Raw genomic sequence first — 18,291 nt, forward strand, 5'->3', positions numbered from 1 at the left:
GGCCGGCCTGTTCCGGGTTCCTACCCCGTTCAGGGCCGGAGCAGTTCCACCTTCACATCGGCCGGGAAGCCGGTCGTCGGGCCGACCCGGCGGGCGAACTCGGCGACGGCCTCCATCTGCGGTGCGCCGAAACTGAAGTCGAGGGTGGTGAAGTACTGCTCCAGGGTGGCCTCGTCGAACTCCTCCCAGCGGGCGGCCTGTTCGGCGACCTTGTGCACCTCTTCCAGGGAGAGGTCGCGGGAGGCGAGGAAGGCCTCGTGGACCTTGCGGGTGATGAACGGCTCGCGTTCCAGGTAGTCCCGGCGGGCCGCCCACACCGCGAAGACGAACGGCAGGCCGGTCCACTCCTTCCACAGCGCGCCGAGGTCGTGGACCTGGAGGCCGAAGCGGGGGCCGTCGAGGAGGTTGGCGCGCAGGGCGGCGTCGCCGATGAGGACGGCGGCCTCCGCCTCCTGCATCATCAGGCTGAGGTCGGGCGGGCAGGTGTAGTAGTCGGGCTGGACGCCGTACCGCTCGGCGAGGAGGAGCTGGGCGAGCCGGACCGAGGTGCGCGAGGTCGAGCCGAGGGCGACCCGGGCGCCGTCGAGCCGGTCCAGCGGGACCTGCGAGACGATCACGCAGGACATCACCGGGCCGTCGCAGCCGACGGCGATGTCGGGGAAGGCGACGAGGTCGTCGGCGTTGCGCAGGAACTCGACCAGGGTGACGGGGCCGACGTCGAGGTCGCCGCGCACGAGCCGCTCGCTGAGCTTCTCCGGGGTGTCCTTGGTGAGCTCGAGGTCGAGGAGCGTGCCGGTTCTCGCGAGCCCCCAGTACAGGGGCAGGCAGTTCAGGAACTGGATGTGGCCGACACGCGGCCGGGTGCGAGAATTGTCCACATCGCGAGACTAGACCCCGTGGGGTACGGTGCCGGGACCGACCCCACCCTCAAACGGCCTAGCGGACGTTCAAACATCTGGGTGACGTGATCTTGACCCCTATTGCTTTCGGCTGCCCGGATGCTAGGCTTGCCGCAAGTTGCAGTTTGGTTTCCCTTGCAGTACAGAGCCTGCGGAGCATGTAACCGCAGGCTCTCGTCGTTTTCAGACGAATGCAGTCGTGCAGCACCGTTTCGCACTTGCAGGTTCTGGAGGCAGGGCAACCCTTTTGAGCCCAAGGAGGGCTTATGGCTACCGGAACCGTCAAGTGGTTCAACGCCGAAAAGGGCTTTGGCTTCATCGCCCAGGAGGGCGGCGGCCCCGACGTCTTCGTTCACTACTCCGCGATCAACGCCTCCGGCTTCCGCTCCCTCGAGGAGAACCAGCAGGTGAGCTTCGACGTGACGCAGGGCCCGAAGGGCCCGCAGGCGGAGAACGTCACTCCCGTCTGATCACTGCCTGATCGCAGAACCTGAGTGCAGTACCCAAGGAGCCCCGCGCCACCGGCGACGGGGCTCCTGCCTTTCCCCGTTCATTTCGTATTCACGAACGCTCACATGTGCTGCATGATCAGCACAAACTTGGTCCCGGCCGCGAGCGCCTCGTACGCGTGGGGCACGTCTCCCCGGTACGACATGTAGTCCCCGGGGCCGAGTTCCACGGCCTCGCCGTGCGGACCGGCTTTCACGGCCCCGTCGCTGACCACGATGTGCTCGACGGTCCCCGGAATGTGGGGCTCTGAATCCCGTACGGTCCCCGGCTCCAGCCAGACGAAATACAGATCCCGGCGGGCGCCCGGCGGGCAGGCGGAGAGCAGCGAGGCCAGGTAGCTCGACTGGTCCGAGTGGACCGTGGGCCCCTCACCCGCCCTGATCACCTGCACCGCCGACACGGGCGGTTCGACCAGCGCGCTGAACGGCACGCCGAGCGCCACCGCGAGCGCCCAGATGGTCTCCATGCTCGGGTTTCCGCTCGCGGCCTCCAGCTGGGACAGCGTGGACTTGGCGATTCCGGCGCGTTTGGCCAGTTCGGACAGGGACAGGCCGGTACGGCCGCGCTCCCGCTTCAGGGACGCGGCGATCCACTCCATGGGGAGCCGGGCGGGCACCTCGGACATGTGCGTTCGCTCCATCGGTACGATCGTTCGCCTTGACGGACAGGGCGCTCACTGTCCATCGTAGAGAACATGCGTTCGCCACATCGAACAACGCCCGCGCCCGGCGCGGACCGCTCCCTCCTCCGCGACAGCTCGCTCGTCTGGCTGGCCAGCGGCATCGTCGGCGTCTCCTTCGGCGCCGTCTCCGTCGCCGGCGGGCTGCCGCTGTGGGTGCCGGTGCTGATGTCGCTGCTGGTCTACGCGGGGTCTGCCCAGTTCAGCGCGGTGGGCGTGCTGCTCGCCGGGGGCGGCCCCGTGGCCGCCGTGGCCACCGGGCTGCTGCTCAACACCCGGACGGCGGCCTTCAGCCTCGCCGTGGCCGAGATCATCGGCACGGGCCGCGCGACCCGCTTCCTCGGCGCCCACCTGGTCACCGACGAAACGGTCGCCTTCGCCCTCGCCCAGTCCGACCCGGTACGGCAGCGGCGGGCGTTCTGGATATCCGGGCTCGGCCTGTTCGCCGTGTGGAACACCGGCGTCCTGGCCGGCGGGCTCGCGGGCAGCGCCCTCGGCGACACCGCCCGCTACGGCCTGGACGCCGCGTTCCCCGCCGTCCTGGTCGCCCTGGTCCTCCCCGCCCTCCGCGGGGACGCGGCGGTACGGCGGTGTGCCCTGCCCGGCGCCGCCCTGGCCCTGGCGGCCACGCCCGCCGTCCCGGCCGGGGTCCCGGTCCTGCTGGCCCTGGCGGGACTCGCCCTGCACCGCCGCCCGACCGACCGGGGAGCCGCCGCGTGAACACCACGCTCGTCGTGATCCTCGCCTTGGCCGTCGGCACGTACGCGTTCCGGCTGGTGGGCCCGGTCCTGCACGGCCGGGTCACGGTCCCGCCCCGCGTCCAGGAACTGGCCTCGGCGGGCGCGGTGGTCCTCCTGGTCGCCCTGCTGGCCACCGGCGCCCTGACCGAGTCCGGCGGCTTCGCGGGCTGGGCCCGTCCCACCGGCGTCCTCGTCGGCGCGGCCCTGGCCTGGCGCCGGGCACCGTTCGCCGTGGTGGTGCTGGGGGCGGCCATGACGACGGCGGTGCTGCGGGGGGTGGGGGTGGGTTAGGCGGCGTTGCGCCAGACGGTCAGGTCGCCGGTGAGGAAGGCGATGTCGGGCATCGCGGTGGACTTCGTCTGGATCACGTACAGCCCGATGTTGCCCTCGTCGTCCTTCATGCAGAACTCGGTACCGGTCGCCGCGATGCTGAGCGTCCAACTGTGCTTCGTTGCGTGCTTGAGGAGGAGACGGTACTCACAGAGGGCCCGGTGACTGACCGGACTGCGGCATCTGCCACAGCCCCGCCATGAACGCCGCGATCAACAACCCCACGTCTTAGGATTGCCTGTGCCGATGATCGTCCCGTGCCATACGATCCAGCCTATCGCTCCGACACAGTCGTTTGCCGTGCCGGTCACACCGACGGGACCTGCCTGGTAGGCATAGTTACCGTCGTCAGAGCCGCCAGGGAAGGTGGACTTGCATGGCTGACCCTCGCCGGACGTTTGCGCACACCGCATGATGTAGACGTAGGTCTCAGCGACAACGCCGTAGGCGCGGCCTCGGTGGTAGAAGCAGGCGCTGTTGGTCCCGCCGTTGCTGCTGTTGTAATAGATGGTCAGCTCACCAACTACGCCTTCTCCTGGGTACGAGAAGGTCTCGGTATGAGTGATGGTGCCGGAGCAGGAGGTGGCGGCCTGCGCGGGGGTGGAGATGAGCAGGTTGACGCCTATGAGGGTGGCCAGCGTAGTCAGTAAGACCAGGGCACGACGAGGAAGTCGCATGCGGTTCCTTTGAGAGGAACGATTAACTGACGAGATCGCGGATCATGGTAGCGAGCGCCGTGTGTGCTGACCCCATGGATCGGACTCGTTGGAGGAGGCTCCAGCTGCTTTCGGCCTGCTTCGCTCCCCCTCGAATCGATCTCTGCACGAACAGCGTGGCCAGCCACGGCGGTACGCCGTCGGCGTCGGCGTCGATGAGCTCGGCGGTGTACGCCCCCTTCACCCGCCGAGCCGCCTTGATCTCCCTGCCGAACCGCCGCCGGAAATCCGGATCGTCCGCCAACTCCGGCCGTACGACCTTCAGCGCGACGGGCCGGCCGCCCTGCGTGTGGGACAGGTACACCCGGCCCATACCGCCCGCGCCCAGCCGCGCGGCGAGCCGGTAGCCCGCCACCACGGGCGGGTCGTCCGCCTGGAGTGGCTGGAACACCTCCGTCGACTGGTTCACCGGCCCGTACCCCCCAGTTGATGCGTTGGCCAACGGCAGCAGCCTAAGCGGAGTGTCGGTGCGGGCCGCTACTGTCCCTCCCCATGACCGACACCCGCGCCTTCTACGACACCATCGCCGAGGACTACGCCGACCACTTCCGCGACCCCCTCGCCGAACGGCCCCTGGAACGGGCCCTCCTCGGCGCGTACGCCGAACAGGTCGGCCCCCGCGGCACGGTGGCCGACCTCGGCTGCGGCCCCGGCGACGTCACCGCGCACCTGGCCGGTCTGGGCCTGTCCGTCTTCGGCCTGGACCTCTCGGACGCCATGATCGCCATCGCCCGCCGCCGGTACCCCGCGCTGCGGTTCGAGCAGGGCTCGATGCGGGAGCTGTCCGTCGCCGACGGTTCGCTGGCCGGGGTGGTCTCCTGGTACTCCAGCATCCACACACCTGTGGACGAACTCCCGGACCTGTTCACCGAGTTCCACCGCGTACTGGCCCCCGGCGGGCGTCTCCTGCTCGCCTTCCAGGTGGGCGACGTGCCGCTCCGCCTCGAACGCCCCTTCGGCCATGACGTGGCCCTGGACTACCACCGGCGCCACCCCGAGCACATGGCAGAGCTGCTCTCCGACGCCGGTTTCGCCCTCCGCTCCACCACCGTGCGGGGCCCCGAGGTGACGCGCGGGGAATCACCCGTTCCGCAGGCGTTCCTTCTCGCCCAGAAGGAAGGCTGACCAGGCGGAGGGGGTGACGGTGAGATGGGCGGCGAGGGGTTGCTTCGAGTCGCGGATGTGGATGGCGGTGGGGTGGGCGGCCACTTCCAGGCACTGGCCGCCTTCGCCGTCGCTGTAACTGGACTTCCGCCAGCTCAACTGCTCTATGGTCATCGCTCTTCCAGCATCTTCTCGATCAAGTCCAAGGACTCGTACGGGTTGAGGGCCTGCGCCCGGATGATCCCATAGCGAGCGGCGAGGACGCGGACCTGTTCTCGATCACTGATCAGCTTGGGGTAGCCCTGGATCTCCATGTACGCAACCTGCTCCTTCCCCTTCGGGATGAGCAAGGTGAGCGAACCGCCAAGTGAGGGGTGATTCTCCCGGCCTGTCGGCATGATCTGAAGCTGCACGTTGCGCATGCGCCCGATTCGCAGCAGTTGTTGGAGCTGGCCACGGTGCACCTTCCGTCCGCCGATCGGCCGCTCCAGCACCGCCTGCTCGATGACGAAGCTGAACTCGGGCGGCGGCCACTGCTCGAAGATCTGCTGGCGTGAGAGCCGGTCGGCCACCCGCTTCTCGATGGTCTCCTCGTCCAGGGGCGGATGCCGCTGGGTGAACACCGCGCGCGCGTAGTCCTCGGTCTGGAGCAGGCCCAGCACGCCCATGGTGCTGTAGTCGTGCAGGGACACTGCCTGCTCCTCCAGCGCCGCATAACCCCGATACCACTCAGGATGCCGCGTCCGCGCCCTGGTCATCGCCTCCTCCACCTCCGGGATGACCGCGATGAACATGCCGTTGGCGCCCAGGATCTCGTCGGCCCGCCGCAGGAACTCCGGCCTCGGTGTGCGTACCCCTCGCTCCATGGCGGAGATCTGGTCGGGGCCGTACCCCACCAGCTGGCCGAACTCCCGTTGGTTCAGCCCCGCCCGCTCCCGCATCAGCTTCAGCTGCTTGCCGAGGACGGCGAACACCCCAGCCGACCCGTTCTCCTCCGCCGGCGTCTCCGGCCTCCGCTCGCTCTCCTCCGCCACGCCACCCTCCGACTGACCCGTACTCCCACGACACGCACCCGTACGACTACGGACAGTCGCCGGGTCTCCCCTGGTCAGCGTAGGGAGAAGTGACCACGCTCGGTGATGTGAACGTAGAAATCTCCACCCCCACAACCGAACTCGTCCAACGGCTCAGCTCGACGCCCCGAGGCGCCCGCCTGGCCCGTCAGCTCACCAGCACCGCGCTCGCCACCTGGGGGTATCCCCACGACAGCGACCTCAGTCACACCGCCCAGCTCATCGTGGCCGAACTCGCCGCCAACGCCGTCACCCACGGTCGCGTACCGGGCCGGGACTTCGAACTGCGGCTCGCGCTGCTCCCCGCCAAGGACACCTTGCGTATCGAGGTGAGCGATGCCCGGGGTGACCGCGCCCTGCGGTTCCTGGACGGGCGGTTGGAGGACGAGAACGGCCGGGGTCTCGTGATCGTGCAGGTGCTGGCCACACTCTGGGGCGTGTCCGAGCGGGACGTCGGCAAGACGGTGTGGGTGGAGCTGGCGCTCAGCGCAGGGCGGCGACCGTGTCCGCGAAGGCCCGGGCCGACGGGCTGAGCGCGTCCCAGCGGCGGACGGCCCAGCCGACGGGGAGGGGGCGCAGGCCGGGCAGCGGGACCAGGCGCAGCGGGCCGTCGCCGGGGACCGGCAGCCCCGGTACGGCCGGGACGACCGCCCTTCCGATCCCCAGCTCGGCGAGCAGCAGGGCCGTGTCCCAGTCGGCCACGTTCGGCTCGTAGGCGAACCGGACTCCCCGCTCGGCGCACGCCGCTTCCAGGTGCGCGGCGGACGTGGAGTTCGGCGGGAGCCGGATGACCCGGGCGCCGGACAGCTCGGCCGGGTCCAGGTACGGGCGGCCGGCCAGCGGGTCGTCCGCCCGGACCGCGAGGAGCCACGGCAGCTCGGCGACCGTCCGCTGTTCGATGCCCCGGACCGGCGGGCCGATGGTGATCCAGGCGAGGTCCAGCGTGCCGTCGGCGAGGGCGTCGAAGCTGCCCCGCCCCGAACTGACCGTGCGGAACTCCAGGTTGACGTTGGGGTGGCGGCGGCGGAACGTGACGACCGCGTCGGACATGAAGTGCCGGACGGTCGTCGCGCCGGTGGCCACGCGGACGTACCCGCTGTGGCCGTCGACCAGGTCTCGGAGCTGTCGTACGGCGACGTCCAGGGCGTTGATGCCCTCGCCCGCGGCGGCCTCCAGTATCCGGCCGGCCTGCGTCGGTACGACGCCGCGCGGCCGGCGTTCCAGCAGGGCCACGCCGGTCTCCCGCTCCAGCCGCTTGACGTGCTGGCTGACGGCGGACTGGGTGCGGCCGAGGTCACGGGCGACCGAGCTGAGGCTGCCCGCACGGCACACGGCGATGAACACGCGGAGGTCTTCCAGGGTCACAAGACCCAAGCTAACACTGGGGTTTGGTGAGGAAACCCAAGGATTGACTGGGCTCGGCACAGCGCGCGAGGATCGTGCGCGGGCCGCGACCGACCCAGGCGGCAACCCGCTCCCCGCCCCGCCGAGTCCGGAGGAGGTGGGACCAGCGAGGAGCGGGTGCCGACCGTCGCCGGTGCGGTGAGGCGACCGTTGGGCCACCGTTCCGGCACCGGTCCCCTCAGCGCTCGTACAACCCCTCCACCTCCGCCGCGAAGTCCCGCAGGATCTGGTCCCGGCGCAGCTTCATGGACGGTGTCAGGTGGCCTGCCGACTCGGTGAAGTCGGCCGGGAGGACGGCGAAGCGGCGGATGGACTCGGGGCGCGAGACCATCCTGTTGGCCTCGTCCAGCGCGCGTTGCAGGACCGCGCGCAACTCCTCGTCGTCGACCAGGAGTTCCGGCGGTACCGGGTGCTTGCCGATCATCTGGCGCCAGTGCGTGATGCCGTCGCGGTCGAGGGTGATCAGCGCCGCGACGTAGGGGCGGCCGTCGCCCACCAGCATCACCTGGGAGATCAGCGGGTGCTGGCGCAGCCAGTTCTCCAGCGGGGCCGGGGCCACCGACTTGCCGCCCGCCGTGATGAGGAGTTCCTTCTTGCGGCCGGTGATGGTCAGGTAGCCCTCGTCGTCCAGTTCGCCGAGGTCGCCCGTCGGCAGCCAGCCGTCGCGGGTCGCCGGGACCACTCCGCCCGCCTGGGGGTCCCAGTAGCCGCGCAGCACGTGGTCGCCGCCGATGAGGATCTCGCCGTCCGCCGCGATCCTCACCCGGGTGCCGGGCAGCGGCCAGCCGACCGTGCCGAGGCGGGGTTTCAGGGGCGGGGTGACGGTGGAGGCGGCGGTGGTCTCCGTGAGGCCGTAGCCCTCGAAGATCTCGATGCCGGCACCGGCGTAGAACGCGGCGAGGCGCCGGCCGAGCGGGGAGCCGCCGCAGATGACGTACCGGACGCGGCCCCCCATGGCGGCGCGGATGCGGCGGTAGACGAGGGGGTCGTAGAGGGCGCGCTGTGTCTTCAGGGCGCGGCCCGGACCGTTGCCCGCGCCGGTCTGACGGGCCTCCAGCGCCTCGCCGTAGCGCTGGGCCACGGCCGCCGCGCGGTCGAAGACCGACGCCCGGCCGCCGGCCTCCGCCTTGGCGCGCGCCGTGTTGTACACCTTCTCCAGCATGTACGGGATGGTCAGCAGGCAGGTCGGCTTGAAGGTGTCCAGGTCCGGGAGGAGGTCCCGCGGGGCCAGGCTGGGGGCGTGGCCGAGGCGGACCCGGGCGCGGACGCAGGCGATGGCCACCATGCGGCCGAAGACGTGGGACATGGGGAGGAAGAGCAGGACCGAGGGGTCTTCGCCCTTCGCCTTGAAGACGGGGTGGAGGAGTTCGATCGCGTTGTCGACCTCGGCGAAGAAGTTGCCGTGCGAGAGGGCGCAGCCCTTGGGCCGGCCGGTGGTGCCCGAGGTGTAGATCAGGGTGGCGAGCGTGTCGGGGCCGAGCATGCCCCGGCGTACGCCGGTCTCACCGTCCGGCACCAGTGCGCCCGCGTCGGCGAGCCGGGCCACGTGGTCCTTCTCCATCACCCACACGTGGCGCAGGTCGGGCAGGTGGGCGAGTTCGGGTCCGATGGCGGCGGCCTGGGCGGGGGTCTCGGTGACCAGGGCGACCGCGCCGGAGTCGTGCAGGATCCAGCGGGCCTGGAAGGCGGAGGAGGTCGGGTAGATCGGGACCGTGACCAGGCCGGCCGCCCAGGCGGCGAAGTCGAGCAGGGTCCACTCGTACGTCGTGCGGGACATGACGGCGATGCGGTCGCCGGGCATCAGCCCTTCGGCGATCAGGCCCTTGGCCACGGCCTGCACCTCGGCGGCGAAGCGGGCGGCCGTCACGTCCGTCCAGCCGCCGTCGGAGCGCTTGCGGCTGAGGACGACCTGGTCGGGGGCGGTCACCGCGTTCTCGTACGGGATGTCGGCGAGGGAGCCGTGGGTGACCGGGGGGACGAACGGGGGGACCGCCACTTCCCGTACGGCCCCGTCGAGCCGGCGTATCTCGGGTTCGACGAGGACCGGGCGGCCGTCGTAGTCGATGGCGGAGACCGGGGTGCCGGAGGAGACGGACGGGGTCGGGTACGACGTGGACACGGGCGGCTCCTCTGGCGTGCGTGCACCTGCGGCGAGCCTCACGGAAGCGGGTTACCGCTGGTTAGGCAGGTGATCGTACGGCTCCACTGTGAGGGGGTTGTGCGGGTTCGGGGATGATCCGGGGCCGGGGATGTGCAGCCTCGGGGGTTATGTGACGGCTGCTCACCTTTACCCGCCACGTGCCCGGCTCCGCCCGGCAGTGGCCCACCTGAGCTTACCTTCGGTAACCTTACTCAAGAGTAAGCACATTCCAGCTCTTCCGGACCGAGTCGCGCGGGAGTCGCAGATGGCCGACCGCTACCTCAGCTTGACCGCCGTCCCCCTGACCGCGCCCCCCGCGCTGGCCCCGCTGCTTGCCCGGGGCGCCCTGCGCTCGCCCTTCAAGCGCCCCGCCGCCCCCGACGCGGCCTTCCCGCGCACCCGCCTGGTGCTGCCCGGCGTGCGCGTGGACCTGACGAAGCTGACCGCGTACGAGCGGGTCTGCGGCTTCCCGACCGGCGAGCCCGACCTACCGGTCACCTATCCCCACGTCCTCGGCTTCCCGCTGGCCATGCGGCTGATGAGCGGGCGGGACTTCCCGCTGCCGCTGCTGGGGCTGGTGCACACGTCGATCGAGATCACGCGGGGCGCCGCGCTGGCGGCCGACAGGGAGTACGCACTCGGCGTGTGGATCGCCGGACTGGCCGCGCACCGGCGGGGGACGGAGGCGACGGTGGTGACGGAGCTGGGGTCGGGCGGGAGCGCGGTGTGGGAGTCCCGGAGCACGTACCTGGCCCGGCACCGCACCGGCCCCGGCATGCCACCCGAGCCACGCGAGGACGCCGGCGCCGCGCTGCCCGCCGTCGCCGAGTGGAGCCTCGCCGGGGACGTGGGGCGGCGGTACGGTGCCGCGTCCGGCGACCGCAACCCCATCCACCTGTACCCCCTCACCGCCCGCCTCTTCGGCTTCCCCCGCGCCATCGCCCACGGCATGTGGACCCTGGCCCGCTGCCTGGCCGCCCACGGCGTACCCGGGGCGACCGAGGTACGGGCGCGGTTCCGGGCGCCGGTGCTGTTGCCGGGGACGGTGGCGTACGGGGCCGACGGGAGCGGGCGGTTCGAGTTGCGCGGGGCCGAGGGCGGGCGGGTGCACGTGGAGGGGGACGTGCGGGGGAAGTGAGGACCGTCGCCGGGTGCGGCCGGGTGGGGGTCGCTCGCGCAGTTCCCCGCGCCCCTAGGCCGGTTCGGTCGGCGGTGTCCACACCTGGCCCCGCATCAGGTTGCCCAGGCCCGCCCACGCGAAGTTCATCAGGGTGGCCGCGGCCTGGCGGGCCGTCGTCCCCGGGGTGGCGTTGGCCCAGGCGGCGAGGGACTCGGCGGCGCCCACCAGGGCCTCGGCCAGGCCCGCCACCTCGTGTTCCGGCAGGTCGGGGTCCCGGTGGGCCGTACGGGCCGCGACCGCGACCAGCCGGGTCACGAACGCGACGATCTCCGCGCGCATCGCGGCGACCTCGGCCGCGAAGGGCTCCCCGTGCGTACGGGCCTGGAGGTGCAGCACCGACCAGCCGTCGGGGTGCTCGGCGGTGTGCGCGAAGAACGCCCGCAGGCCGTCCCAGAGTTGCCGGTCGGCGGGCAGCCCCGGCCGGACACCCGCGCGCACGGCCTCCGTGAGCGCGGCGGCCTCGCGGCGGATGCACGCGGTGAAGAGGTCTTCCTTCGAGTTCAGGTACAGGTAGACCAACGGCTTGGACACGCCCGCGAGTTCGGCGATCTCGTCCATCGAGGCGGCCATGTACCCGCGCTGCCCGAAGATCCGTACGGCAGCGTCGAGCATCTGCTGCTCCCGCACCGCCCTCGGCATCCGTTTGGTCTTGACGGCACCCATGAGGGCAAGCCTAGGTCCTGTCGTCAAACTCCCGTCGTCCGCCCGGAGGGCGGGCCGCGCGGCGTCAGGTGCGTGCTCTCGGCGCGCCGGGCCCCGGCCCTCGTACTGGATGTACTTGGGTCGGGGCCCGGTGCGGCGAGAGTGCGTGCATGGCGTCGCGCGGCAGACGGGAGTTTGACGACAGGGCCTAGTTGGGCCGGCGGCGTGATCAGCCGGACGTGGTGGCCCCGCCCTGCGCCCGCGAGGCGTCGACCGACTCGTCCTCCTGGCTGCGGTTGGCGTCCAGGTTGGCCTTCATCCGGTCGACCCTGTGCACGATCTGCACGGAGGCCCGGTCCCGCTCCTTGCGCAGCGCCACCCAGCTGATCGGTGCGGAGAGGACCAGGGCGAGCAGCAGGACCCACAGTCCGTTGGACTCGCCGAAGCCGCGCGGGAAGATGCCCGAGTAGACGGCTCCCCAGACGATCGCGAGGCAGCCCGCGAAGATACCGAGGCGCATCAGCGTGTAGCGGAGCATCTCAATCCACTCGTCCGATTCCAAAAGGGGTCGTCGTCCAGTGAAGCACGGGCGGCGGGCGATCACGCAGGGGGGTCGGCTCAGCGGAGCGGCAGCAGCATGATGATGTCGTCGCGGTCGTCGCCGGGCGCGACCCGGATGGCGTCCGGGACGCGGCCGACCTCCTTGTAGCCGCAGGAGCCGTAGAAGTGCTCCAGGCCCAGCCCGCCCCGGCAGGTCAGCCGGACCGCCTCGATGCCCTCCATCCCGCGCGCCGCGTCCGCGGCGGCGGCCAGCAGGTCGCGGCCGTGACCCCGGCCCTGGTGGCGGGGGTGGACCATCACCGTGTACAGCCACAGCCAGTGGGTCATCAGCCGGTGGGTGTTGCGGGTGAGGAAGGCCGCCGCCACCACCTGGCCGGCCTCGTCGCGGCCGACGAGCAGCCGGGTGCGGCCCTCGGCCATCTGCGCGAAGTGCCGCACCAGCTCCGGGCGTATCTCCTCGCGGTTCGCCGGCGCTACGAAGCCGACGGCGCCGCCCGCGTCGGTGACGTCCGCCCACAGGTCGAGGATGCCGTCGCGGAGGGCCGGGGTGACGGCGGGGTCCAGGGTGAAAGTAAGAGGCACGTCGGCAGTTTACTTATTACCCAAGGGCGCGTGCGGCCACCTTCAGGTCGGCCACCAGGCCCTGGTACGCCTGCTCGCGGTCGTCCGCGCGCAGCACGGCCGACGGATGCACGGTCGGCACCAGCCGCTCCGGCCGGCCGTGGATCTCCTCCTCCAGTACCGTCCCGCGCACCTGGCTCACCCGGAACGACGACCCCAGCAGCGCCTTGCCGGCCGTCGCGCCCAGGATCACGATCAGCTCCGGCTCCACCAGCGCCAGCTCGGCCGCGAGCCAGGGGCCGCAGGCCGTCATCTCACGCAGGCTCGGCGCCTTGTGGATACGGCGTTTGCGGGGCTCGGCCCGGGTGAACTTGAAGTGCTTGACCGCGTTGGTGACGTAGGCCGCGGCGGGGTCGATGCCGGCCTCCGCCAGGGCCCGGTCGAGCAGCTTGCCGGCGGGCCCGACGAAGGGCCTGCCCTGCCGGTCCTCCTGATCGCCGGGCTGCTCCCCCACGAGCATCACGCGGGCGTCGGTGTTCCCGGCGCCGAAGACGGTCCGGGTGGCGGCGCGGTGCAGGGGGCAACCGCGGCAGTCCGCGGCGGCTCGGCGGAGAACGTCCAGGCCGGCTCCCTCGGGAACGAAGGGAGCCGCGTCGTACCGGTCTTCGGGTGCCTTCGTGGGCATGCGCCCCGAGTACCCGCCCGGGGACGCGGGGAACTGCGCGACCAGCCCCCGCGCTCCCGCAGCCGCACGGCTACGTGCCGCGCCTCACACCCGCATCGGCTGGGGGGACTCCCGGCGCTCCGGGTCCGGGCCCTCGTACTCGCGGATGATCTCGTATCGCGTGTTCCGCTCCACCGGGCGGAAGCCCGCGTCGCGGATCAGTTCCAGCAGGTCCTCGCGGGTCAGCTTGTTCGGCGTGCCGAAGTTGTCCGCGTCGTGGGTGATCTTGTACTCCACCACCGACCCGTCCATGTCGTCGGCGCCGTGCTGGAGGGCGAGCTGGGCGGTCTGCACGCCGTGCATGACCCAGAAGACCTTGACGTGCGGGACGTTGTCGAACAGCAGCCGGGACACCGCGAAGGTCTTCAGCGCCTCCGCGCCGGTCGCCATCTGGGTGCGCGCCTGGAGGGTGTTGCGTACCTTGCCGTCCTTCATGTCCACGAAGTCGTGCTGGTAGCGCAGCGGGATGAACACCTGGAAGCCGCCGGTCTCGTCCTGGAGCTCGCGCAGGCGCAGGACGTGGTCGACGCGGTGGCGGGGCTCCTCGATGTGGCCGTACAGCATGGTGCACGGGGTCTTCAGACCCTTCTCGTGCGCCAGGCGGTGGATACGGGACCAGTCCTCCCAGTGGGTGCGGTGGTCCACGATGTGCTGCCGGACCTCCCAGTCGAAGATCTCGGCGCCGCCGCCGGTCAGCGACTCCAGGCCCGCGTCGATCAGCTCGTCGAGGATCTCGGAGGCCGACAGGCCGCTGATGGTCTCGAAGTGGTGGATCTCCGTCGCCGTGAAGGCCTTCAGGGAGACGTTCGGCAGGGCCTTCTTCAGCTCGCGCAGGGAACGCGGGTAGTACCGCCACGGCAGGTTCGGGTGCAGGCCGTTGACGATGTGCAGCTCGGTGAGGTTCTCCGACTCCATCGCCTGGGCGAGCTTGACGGCCTCCTCGATGCGCATCGTGTACGCGTCCTTCTCGCCCGGCTTGCGCTGGAACGAGCAGTAGGCGCACGAGGCCGTGCACACATTGGTCATGTTCAGGTGCCGGTTGACGTTGAAGTGGACGACGTCACCGTTCTTGCGGGTCCGCACCTCGTGGGCGAGCCCGCCGAGCCAGGCCAGGTCGTCCGACTCGTACAGCGCGATGCCGTCCTCGCGGGTCAGCCGCTCACCGGAGCGGACCTTCTCCTCCAGCTCGCGCTTGAGCCCGACGTCCATACCCACACCTTTCTACGACAACGCGACCCACGGTATCCCTAGACCTCGTCCGGCAGTTCTCCGACCCGGTTCTCCCACTTGGTGGACAGCACGATCGTGGTACGGGTGCGGGAGACGCCCTTCGTCCCGCTGAGCCGGCGGATGGTCTTCTCCAGGCCGTCCACGTCCGTCGAGCGGACCTTGAGCATGAAGGAGTCGTCACCGGCGATGAACCAGCAGTCCTCGATCTCCGTCAGGTCCCGCAGCCGCTGGGCGACGTCCTCGTGGTCGGCGGCGTCGGAGAGCGAGATGCCGATCAGGGCGATGACGCCGAGGCCGAGGGAGGCCGCGTCCACCGTGGCGCGGTAGCCGGTGATGACACCGGCCGCCTCCAGCCGGTTGATGCGGTCGGTGACGCTGGGGCCCGACAGGCCGACCAGGCGCCCCAGCTCCGCGTACGAGGCCCGGCCGTTCTCCCTCAGGGCCTGGATGAGCTGCCTGTCCACCGCGTCCATGCGATCGAAGCCTTCCGGTGAAAGTTCCTGGAGTGATGAGGGGTAGTGCTGCTTGCCTTACGTGCCGGGGGTGCCGCCGCCCAGCTCGCCCTTCCAGCGCCGGTACAGGCCGTGTGCGACACCGGCCGCGTCCAGCACGCGGCCGGCGACGAAGTCCACCAGGTCCTGGATGTGGGTGGCGCCCGCGTAGAAGGCGGGCGAGGCCGGGACGACCGTGGCGCCGGCGTCGTCCAGCGCGACGAGGTGGCGCAGCGTCTGCCCGTTCAAGGGGGTCTCCCGTACGGCCACGACCAGCGTCCGGCGCTCCTTCAGTGTGACGCTCGCCGCGCGCTGGAGCAGATCCTTGGAGAGGCCGAGCGCCACACCGGCCACGGAGGCGGTGGAGGCGGGCACGACGATCATGCCCTTCGCCGGGTACGACCCCGAGGACGGGCCGGCGGCGAGATCGCCCGCGCTCCAGTACCGCACCCCGCTGATGTCCACGTCGAAGGTGCCGGGCTTGCCGTCGGCGCCACGGGCCAGCCATTCCCGCAGGTCGTCCTGCCAGTGCGCGTCCCGGAACGAGATGCCCGTCTCGTCCAGCAGCGTCAGCCGCGAGGCCCGGCTGACCACGAGGTCCACCGCTTCCCCGGCCTCCAGCAGCGCCCGCAGCACGGCAGCGGCATACGGCGTCCCGGAAGCTCCGGACACCCCCACGATCCAAGGCACACGCCGCGTTTCTCCTGCGTTCACACCTTGAGCGTACCGGCGCGCCCGACCGCCCTCGGGCCGGGTGGTGCCGGGCCGCTCACACGGTCAGACCGCGTACGAGGAGATCGAGCAGCGCACACACGAACAGGGCGATGCCGATGAAGCCGTTGACCGAGAAGAACGCCCTGTTCAGGCGGGACAGGTCGTGGGGCCGGACGATGGAGTGCTCGTAGAGGAAGGCGCCGGCGACGATCAGCAGGCCCAGCCAGAAGAACGCTCCGGCGTGGGTGGCCAGGCCGTACCAGACGAACAGGGCCGTCGTGATCGTGTGGCACACCCGCGCGCCCCAGATCGCGGCCGGGATGCCGAAGCGGGCCGGGACCGACAGGACGCCGATCTCGCGGTCGGTCTCGACGTCCTGGCAGGCGTAGATCAGGTCGAAGCCGCCGATCCAGACGCCGACGGCGAGGCCGAGGATCACCGCCGTCCAGGACCACTCGCCGCTGATCGCCAGCCAGCCGCCGATGGGGCCCATGGACTGGGCGAGCCCCAGGATGGCCTGGGGGAAGTTCGTGAACCGCTTCCCGTAGGGGTAGACCACCATCGGGACCACCGCCACCGGCGCGAGCGCCAGGCAGAGGGGGTTCAGCAGGGCCGCCGCGCCCAGGAAGACCACCAGGGCGATCAGCGCGCCCGTCCAGGCGTGCCTGACCGACATCGCGCCGGTGACGAGCTCGCGGTGGGCCGTGCGCGGGTTCCGGGCGTCGATCTCGCGGTCGATGATCCGGTTGACCGCCATGGCGAAGGTGCGCAGGCCGACCATGCAGACCGTGACCAGGAGCAGACGGCCCCAGTGGACGTTCCGGTCCCACTCGTACATCGCCGTGAGGGAGGCGATGTAGGCGAAGGGGAGCGCGAAGACCGAGTGCTCGATCATCACCAGGCGCAGGAACGCCTTGGTGCGGCCGGGCTGGGGGATGGCGGCGGAGGCCGAGGTCACAGTCCGTACTCCTTCCAGCGGCGGTCCACCAGGGCCGCCGTATCCGGGTCCGACAGGACCATGTCGGGCCAGCCGCCGTCGCGGGTGTAGCCCTCCTCGGGCCACTTCCGCGTCGCGTCGATGCCCGCTTTGCCGCCCCAGAACTGCTGGTAGGAGGCGTGGTCCAGGTGGTCGACGGGGCCCTCCACGACCGTGAGGTCGCGGGCGTAGTCGGTGTTGCCGAGGGCCCGCCAGGCGACCTCGTGCAGGTCGTGCACGTCGCAGTCGGCGTCCACGACCACGATCAGCTTGGTCAGGGACATCATGTGTGCCCCCCAGATGGCGTGCATCACCTTCTGCGCGTGCTTCGGGTACTTCTTGTCGATCGAGACGATCGCGCAGTTGTGGAAGCCGCCGGCCTCGGGCAGGTGGTAGTCCACGATGTCCGGGACGATGATCTTGAGCAGGGGCAGGAAGAAGCGTTCCGTGGCGCGGCCGAGCGGGCCGTCCTCCGTCGGGGGGCGGCCGACGACGATCGACTGGAGCAGGGGGCGCCTGCGCATCGTCACGCAGTCGATCCTCAGGGCCGGGAAGGGTTCCTGCGGGGTGTAGAAGCCGGTGTGGTCGCCGAAGGGGCCCTCGGGCAGCATCTCGCCGGGTTCCAGCCAGCCCTCCAGGACCACCTCGGCGTTGGCCGGGACCTGGAGCGGGACCGTCTTGCAGTCGACCATCTCGATCCGCTTGCCCGCGAGGAAGCCGGCGAAGAGGTATTCGTCGATGTCGCCGGGGAGCGGGGCGGTGGAGGCGTACGTCACCGCGGGCGGGCACCCGAAGGCGATGGCCACCGCAAGCCGCTCGCCCCTGCGCGCGGCCACCTGGTAGTGGTTCCGGCTGTCCTTGTGGATCTGCCAGTGCATGCCGATGGTGCGCTTGTCGTGGCGCTGGAGGCGGTACAGGCCCAGGTTCCGGATGCCGGTCTCGGGGTCCTTGGTGTGGGTCAGGCCCAGGTTGAAGAAGGAGCCGCCGTCCTTCGGCCAGGTGAACAGCGCCGGGAGCCGGTCGAGGTCGACGTCGTCGCCCCGGAGGACGACCTCCTGCACCGGCGCGTTGTCGGGCTTCACCTTCTTCGGCGGGACGTGGGCCATCGCGCCCAGCTTGCCGAAGGCCTCCCGGACGCCGACGAAGCCGTGCGGCAGCTCGGGCCGCAGCAGGCCGCCGATCTTCTCCGAGATCTCGCCGTACGACTTCAGGCCCAGCGCCTTCAGCAGCCGGCGGTCGGTGCCGTACACGTTCATGGCGAGGGGCATGTCCGAGCCGCGCACGTTCTCGAAGAGCAGCGCCGGGCCGCCGGACTTCTGCACCCGGTCGACGATCTCCCCGACTTCCAGGTACGGGTCGACCTCGGCCTTGATGCGCTTGAGGTCGCCCTCGCGCTCCAGCGCCCGGAGCAGGGAGCGAAGATCGTCGTAAGCCATGTGTCCCAGTATCGACCACCCGCCACCCCGGCCCCGTCACCGGGTCGCCCCGGAGACGGCCCCGGGTTCGGCAAGTCCCTGGACAGCGGGTCACGGGAGCGGGGTTAATGGTCGACGCCGAGTAACGGTGATCTTCGCTCTCTGGGGGACCCTTGGGAACCAGCACACCGCCCGAACACCC

General features: G+C 70.9%; 22 protein-coding genes and 1 pseudogene. 6 read left to right on the plus strand and 17 right to left on the minus strand.

Annotated elements, in window-relative coordinates; translation table 11 throughout:
• Positions 1-29 precede the first annotated feature (29 nt).
• Positions 30-878, minus strand: a complete 849-nt coding sequence (locus IE294_RS14835; protein WP_189886065.1) for a menaquinone biosynthetic enzyme MqnA/MqnD family protein — start codon at positions 876-878, stop codon at positions 30-32.
• A 287-nt stretch (positions 879-1,165) separates the two neighbouring features.
• Here IE294_RS14835 and IE294_RS14840 point away from each other — a divergent pair, with 287 nt between their 5' ends.
• The gene (locus IE294_RS14840) at positions 1,166-1,369 is read left to right on the plus strand and encodes a cold-shock protein (RefSeq protein WP_003992177.1); all 204 of its coding nucleotides are present in this window, start codon (positions 1,166-1,168) and stop codon (positions 1,367-1,369) included.
• A 101-nt stretch (positions 1,370-1,470) separates the two neighbouring features.
• Here the strand turns inward: IE294_RS14840 and IE294_RS14845 are convergent, their stop codons facing one another.
• A complete protein-coding gene (locus IE294_RS14845) occupies positions 1,471-2,034 on the minus strand; it encodes a helix-turn-helix domain-containing protein (protein WP_189886067.1) in 564 nt (187 codons plus the stop codon).
• A 69-nt stretch (positions 2,035-2,103) separates the two neighbouring features.
• On the opposite strand from IE294_RS14845, the gene IE294_RS14850 reads away from it, so the two are divergent.
• Both IE294_RS14850 and IE294_RS14855 read left to right on the plus strand, forming a co-directional pair.
• Entirely contained in the window at positions 2,104-2,808 is a 705-nt protein-coding gene (locus tag IE294_RS14850; protein WP_189886069.1) for an AzlC family ABC transporter permease, read from the plus strand.
• The gene (locus tag IE294_RS14855) at positions 2,805-3,119 is read left to right on the plus strand and encodes an AzlD domain-containing protein (protein WP_189886071.1); all 315 of its coding nucleotides are present in this window, start codon (positions 2,805-2,807) and stop codon (positions 3,117-3,119) included. The genes IE294_RS14850 and IE294_RS14855 overlap by 4 nt, the downstream gene beginning before the upstream one ends.
• Before the next feature lie 251 nt (positions 3,120-3,370).
• Here the strand turns inward: IE294_RS14855 and IE294_RS14865 are convergent, their stop codons facing one another.
• Positions 3,371-3,835, minus strand: a complete 465-nt coding sequence (locus IE294_RS14865) for a hypothetical protein (RefSeq protein ID WP_189886073.1) — start codon at positions 3,833-3,835, stop codon at positions 3,371-3,373.
• A gap of 145 nt (positions 3,836-3,980) precedes the next feature.
• Positions 3,981-4,283: pseudogene (locus IE294_RS14870) on the minus strand (serine/threonine-protein kinase); the annotation flags it as partial.
• 83 nt (positions 4,284-4,366) lie between these two features.
• On the opposite strand from IE294_RS14870, the gene IE294_RS14875 reads away from it, so the two are divergent.
• A complete protein-coding gene (locus IE294_RS14875; RefSeq protein ID WP_189886076.1) occupies positions 4,367-4,999 on the plus strand; it encodes a class I SAM-dependent methyltransferase in 633 nt (210 codons plus the stop codon).
• On the opposite strand, the gene IE294_RS14880 is transcribed toward IE294_RS14875, so the two are convergent.
• Both IE294_RS14880 and IE294_RS14885 read right to left on the minus strand, forming a co-directional pair.
• Positions 4,955-5,152 (minus strand): DUF397 domain-containing protein, encoded by a 198-nt coding sequence (locus IE294_RS14880; protein WP_189886078.1) that lies wholly within the window; start codon positions 5,150-5,152, stop codon positions 4,955-4,957. The two genes, IE294_RS14875 and IE294_RS14880, sit on opposite strands and share 45 nt — an antisense overlap.
• Positions 5,149-6,012 (minus strand): helix-turn-helix domain-containing protein, encoded by an 864-nt coding sequence (locus IE294_RS14885; RefSeq protein ID WP_229917162.1) that lies wholly within the window; start codon positions 6,010-6,012, stop codon positions 5,149-5,151. The genes IE294_RS14880 and IE294_RS14885 overlap by 4 nt, the downstream gene beginning before the upstream one ends.
• Before the next feature lie 107 nt (positions 6,013-6,119).
• On the opposite strand from IE294_RS14885, the gene IE294_RS14890 reads away from it, so the two are divergent.
• Positions 6,120-6,584 (plus strand): ATP-binding protein, encoded by a 465-nt coding sequence (locus IE294_RS14890; RefSeq protein ID WP_189886080.1) that lies wholly within the window; start codon positions 6,120-6,122, stop codon positions 6,582-6,584.
• Here the strand turns inward: IE294_RS14890 and IE294_RS14895 are convergent.
• Positions 6,535-7,416 carry a LysR family transcriptional regulator gene (locus IE294_RS14895; RefSeq protein ID WP_189886082.1) on the minus strand — a complete coding sequence of 294 codons (882 nt, stop codon included), beginning with the start codon at positions 7,414-7,416 and terminating at the stop codon, positions 6,535-6,537. The genes IE294_RS14890 and IE294_RS14895 overlap by 50 nt on opposite strands.
• A gap of 217 nt (positions 7,417-7,633) precedes the next feature.
• A complete protein-coding gene (locus IE294_RS14900; protein WP_189886083.1) occupies positions 7,634-9,574 on the minus strand; it encodes an AMP-dependent synthetase/ligase in 1,941 nt (646 codons plus the stop codon).
• A gap of 286 nt (positions 9,575-9,860) precedes the next feature.
• Here IE294_RS14900 and IE294_RS14905 point away from each other — a divergent pair, with 286 nt between their 5' ends.
• On the plus strand, positions 9,861-10,733 hold the full coding sequence (locus tag IE294_RS14905; RefSeq protein ID WP_189886085.1) for a MaoC/PaaZ C-terminal domain-containing protein: 873 nt from the start codon (positions 9,861-9,863) through the stop codon (positions 10,731-10,733).
• A gap of 54 nt (positions 10,734-10,787) precedes the next feature.
• Here the strand turns inward: IE294_RS14905 and IE294_RS14910 are convergent, their stop codons facing one another.
• The 9 genes from IE294_RS14910 to IE294_RS14950 form a co-directional block, all read right to left on the minus strand.
• The gene (locus IE294_RS14910; protein ID WP_189886087.1) at positions 10,788-11,438 is read right to left on the minus strand and encodes a TetR/AcrR family transcriptional regulator; all 651 of its coding nucleotides are present in this window, start codon (positions 11,436-11,438) and stop codon (positions 10,788-10,790) included.
• Positions 11,439-11,646: 208 nt separating this feature from the next.
• Complete coding sequence (locus IE294_RS14915) at positions 11,647-11,955, minus strand: DUF4229 domain-containing protein (RefSeq protein WP_189886089.1); 309 nt, start codon at positions 11,953-11,955, stop codon at positions 11,647-11,649.
• Positions 11,956-12,035: 80 nt separating this feature from the next.
• On the minus strand, positions 12,036-12,560 hold the full coding sequence (locus IE294_RS14920; RefSeq protein ID WP_189886091.1) for a GNAT family N-acetyltransferase: 525 nt from the start codon (positions 12,558-12,560) through the stop codon (positions 12,036-12,038).
• Between the two features lie 16 nt (positions 12,561-12,576).
• Entirely contained in the window at positions 12,577-13,224 is a 648-nt protein-coding gene (locus IE294_RS14925) for a UdgX family uracil-DNA binding protein (RefSeq protein WP_189886093.1), read from the minus strand.
• Positions 13,225-13,308: 84 nt separating this feature from the next.
• A complete protein-coding gene (gene mqnE, locus IE294_RS14930; RefSeq protein ID WP_189886096.1) occupies positions 13,309-14,472 on the minus strand; it encodes an aminofutalosine synthase MqnE in 1,164 nt (387 codons plus the stop codon).
• A 38-nt stretch (positions 14,473-14,510) separates the two neighbouring features.
• The gene (locus IE294_RS14935) at positions 14,511-14,966 is read right to left on the minus strand and encodes an Lrp/AsnC family transcriptional regulator (RefSeq protein ID WP_189886097.1); all 456 of its coding nucleotides are present in this window, start codon (positions 14,964-14,966) and stop codon (positions 14,511-14,513) included.
• Positions 14,967-15,023: 57 nt separating this feature from the next.
• A complete protein-coding gene (locus tag IE294_RS14940; protein ID WP_103812701.1) occupies positions 15,024-15,674 on the minus strand; it encodes a UbiX family flavin prenyltransferase in 651 nt (216 codons plus the stop codon).
• Between the two features lie 79 nt (positions 15,675-15,753).
• Positions 15,754-16,656: a menaquinone biosynthesis prenyltransferase MqnP gene (mqnP, locus tag IE294_RS14945; protein ID WP_189886099.1), complete on the minus strand. Its 903-nt coding sequence runs from the start codon at positions 16,654-16,656 to the stop codon at positions 15,754-15,756.
• Positions 16,653-18,110, minus strand: a complete 1,458-nt coding sequence (locus tag IE294_RS14950) for a menaquinone biosynthesis decarboxylase (RefSeq protein WP_189886101.1) — start codon at positions 18,108-18,110, stop codon at positions 16,653-16,655. The genes mqnP and IE294_RS14950 overlap by 4 nt, the downstream gene beginning before the upstream one ends.
• Between the last annotated feature and the right edge of the window lie 181 nt (positions 18,111-18,291).

It is taken from the genome of Streptomyces canarius (assembly GCF_014650735.1).
In the GTDB taxonomy this organism is placed as follows: domain Bacteria; phylum Actinomycetota; class Actinomycetes; order Streptomycetales; family Streptomycetaceae; genus Streptomyces; species Streptomyces olivaceoviridis.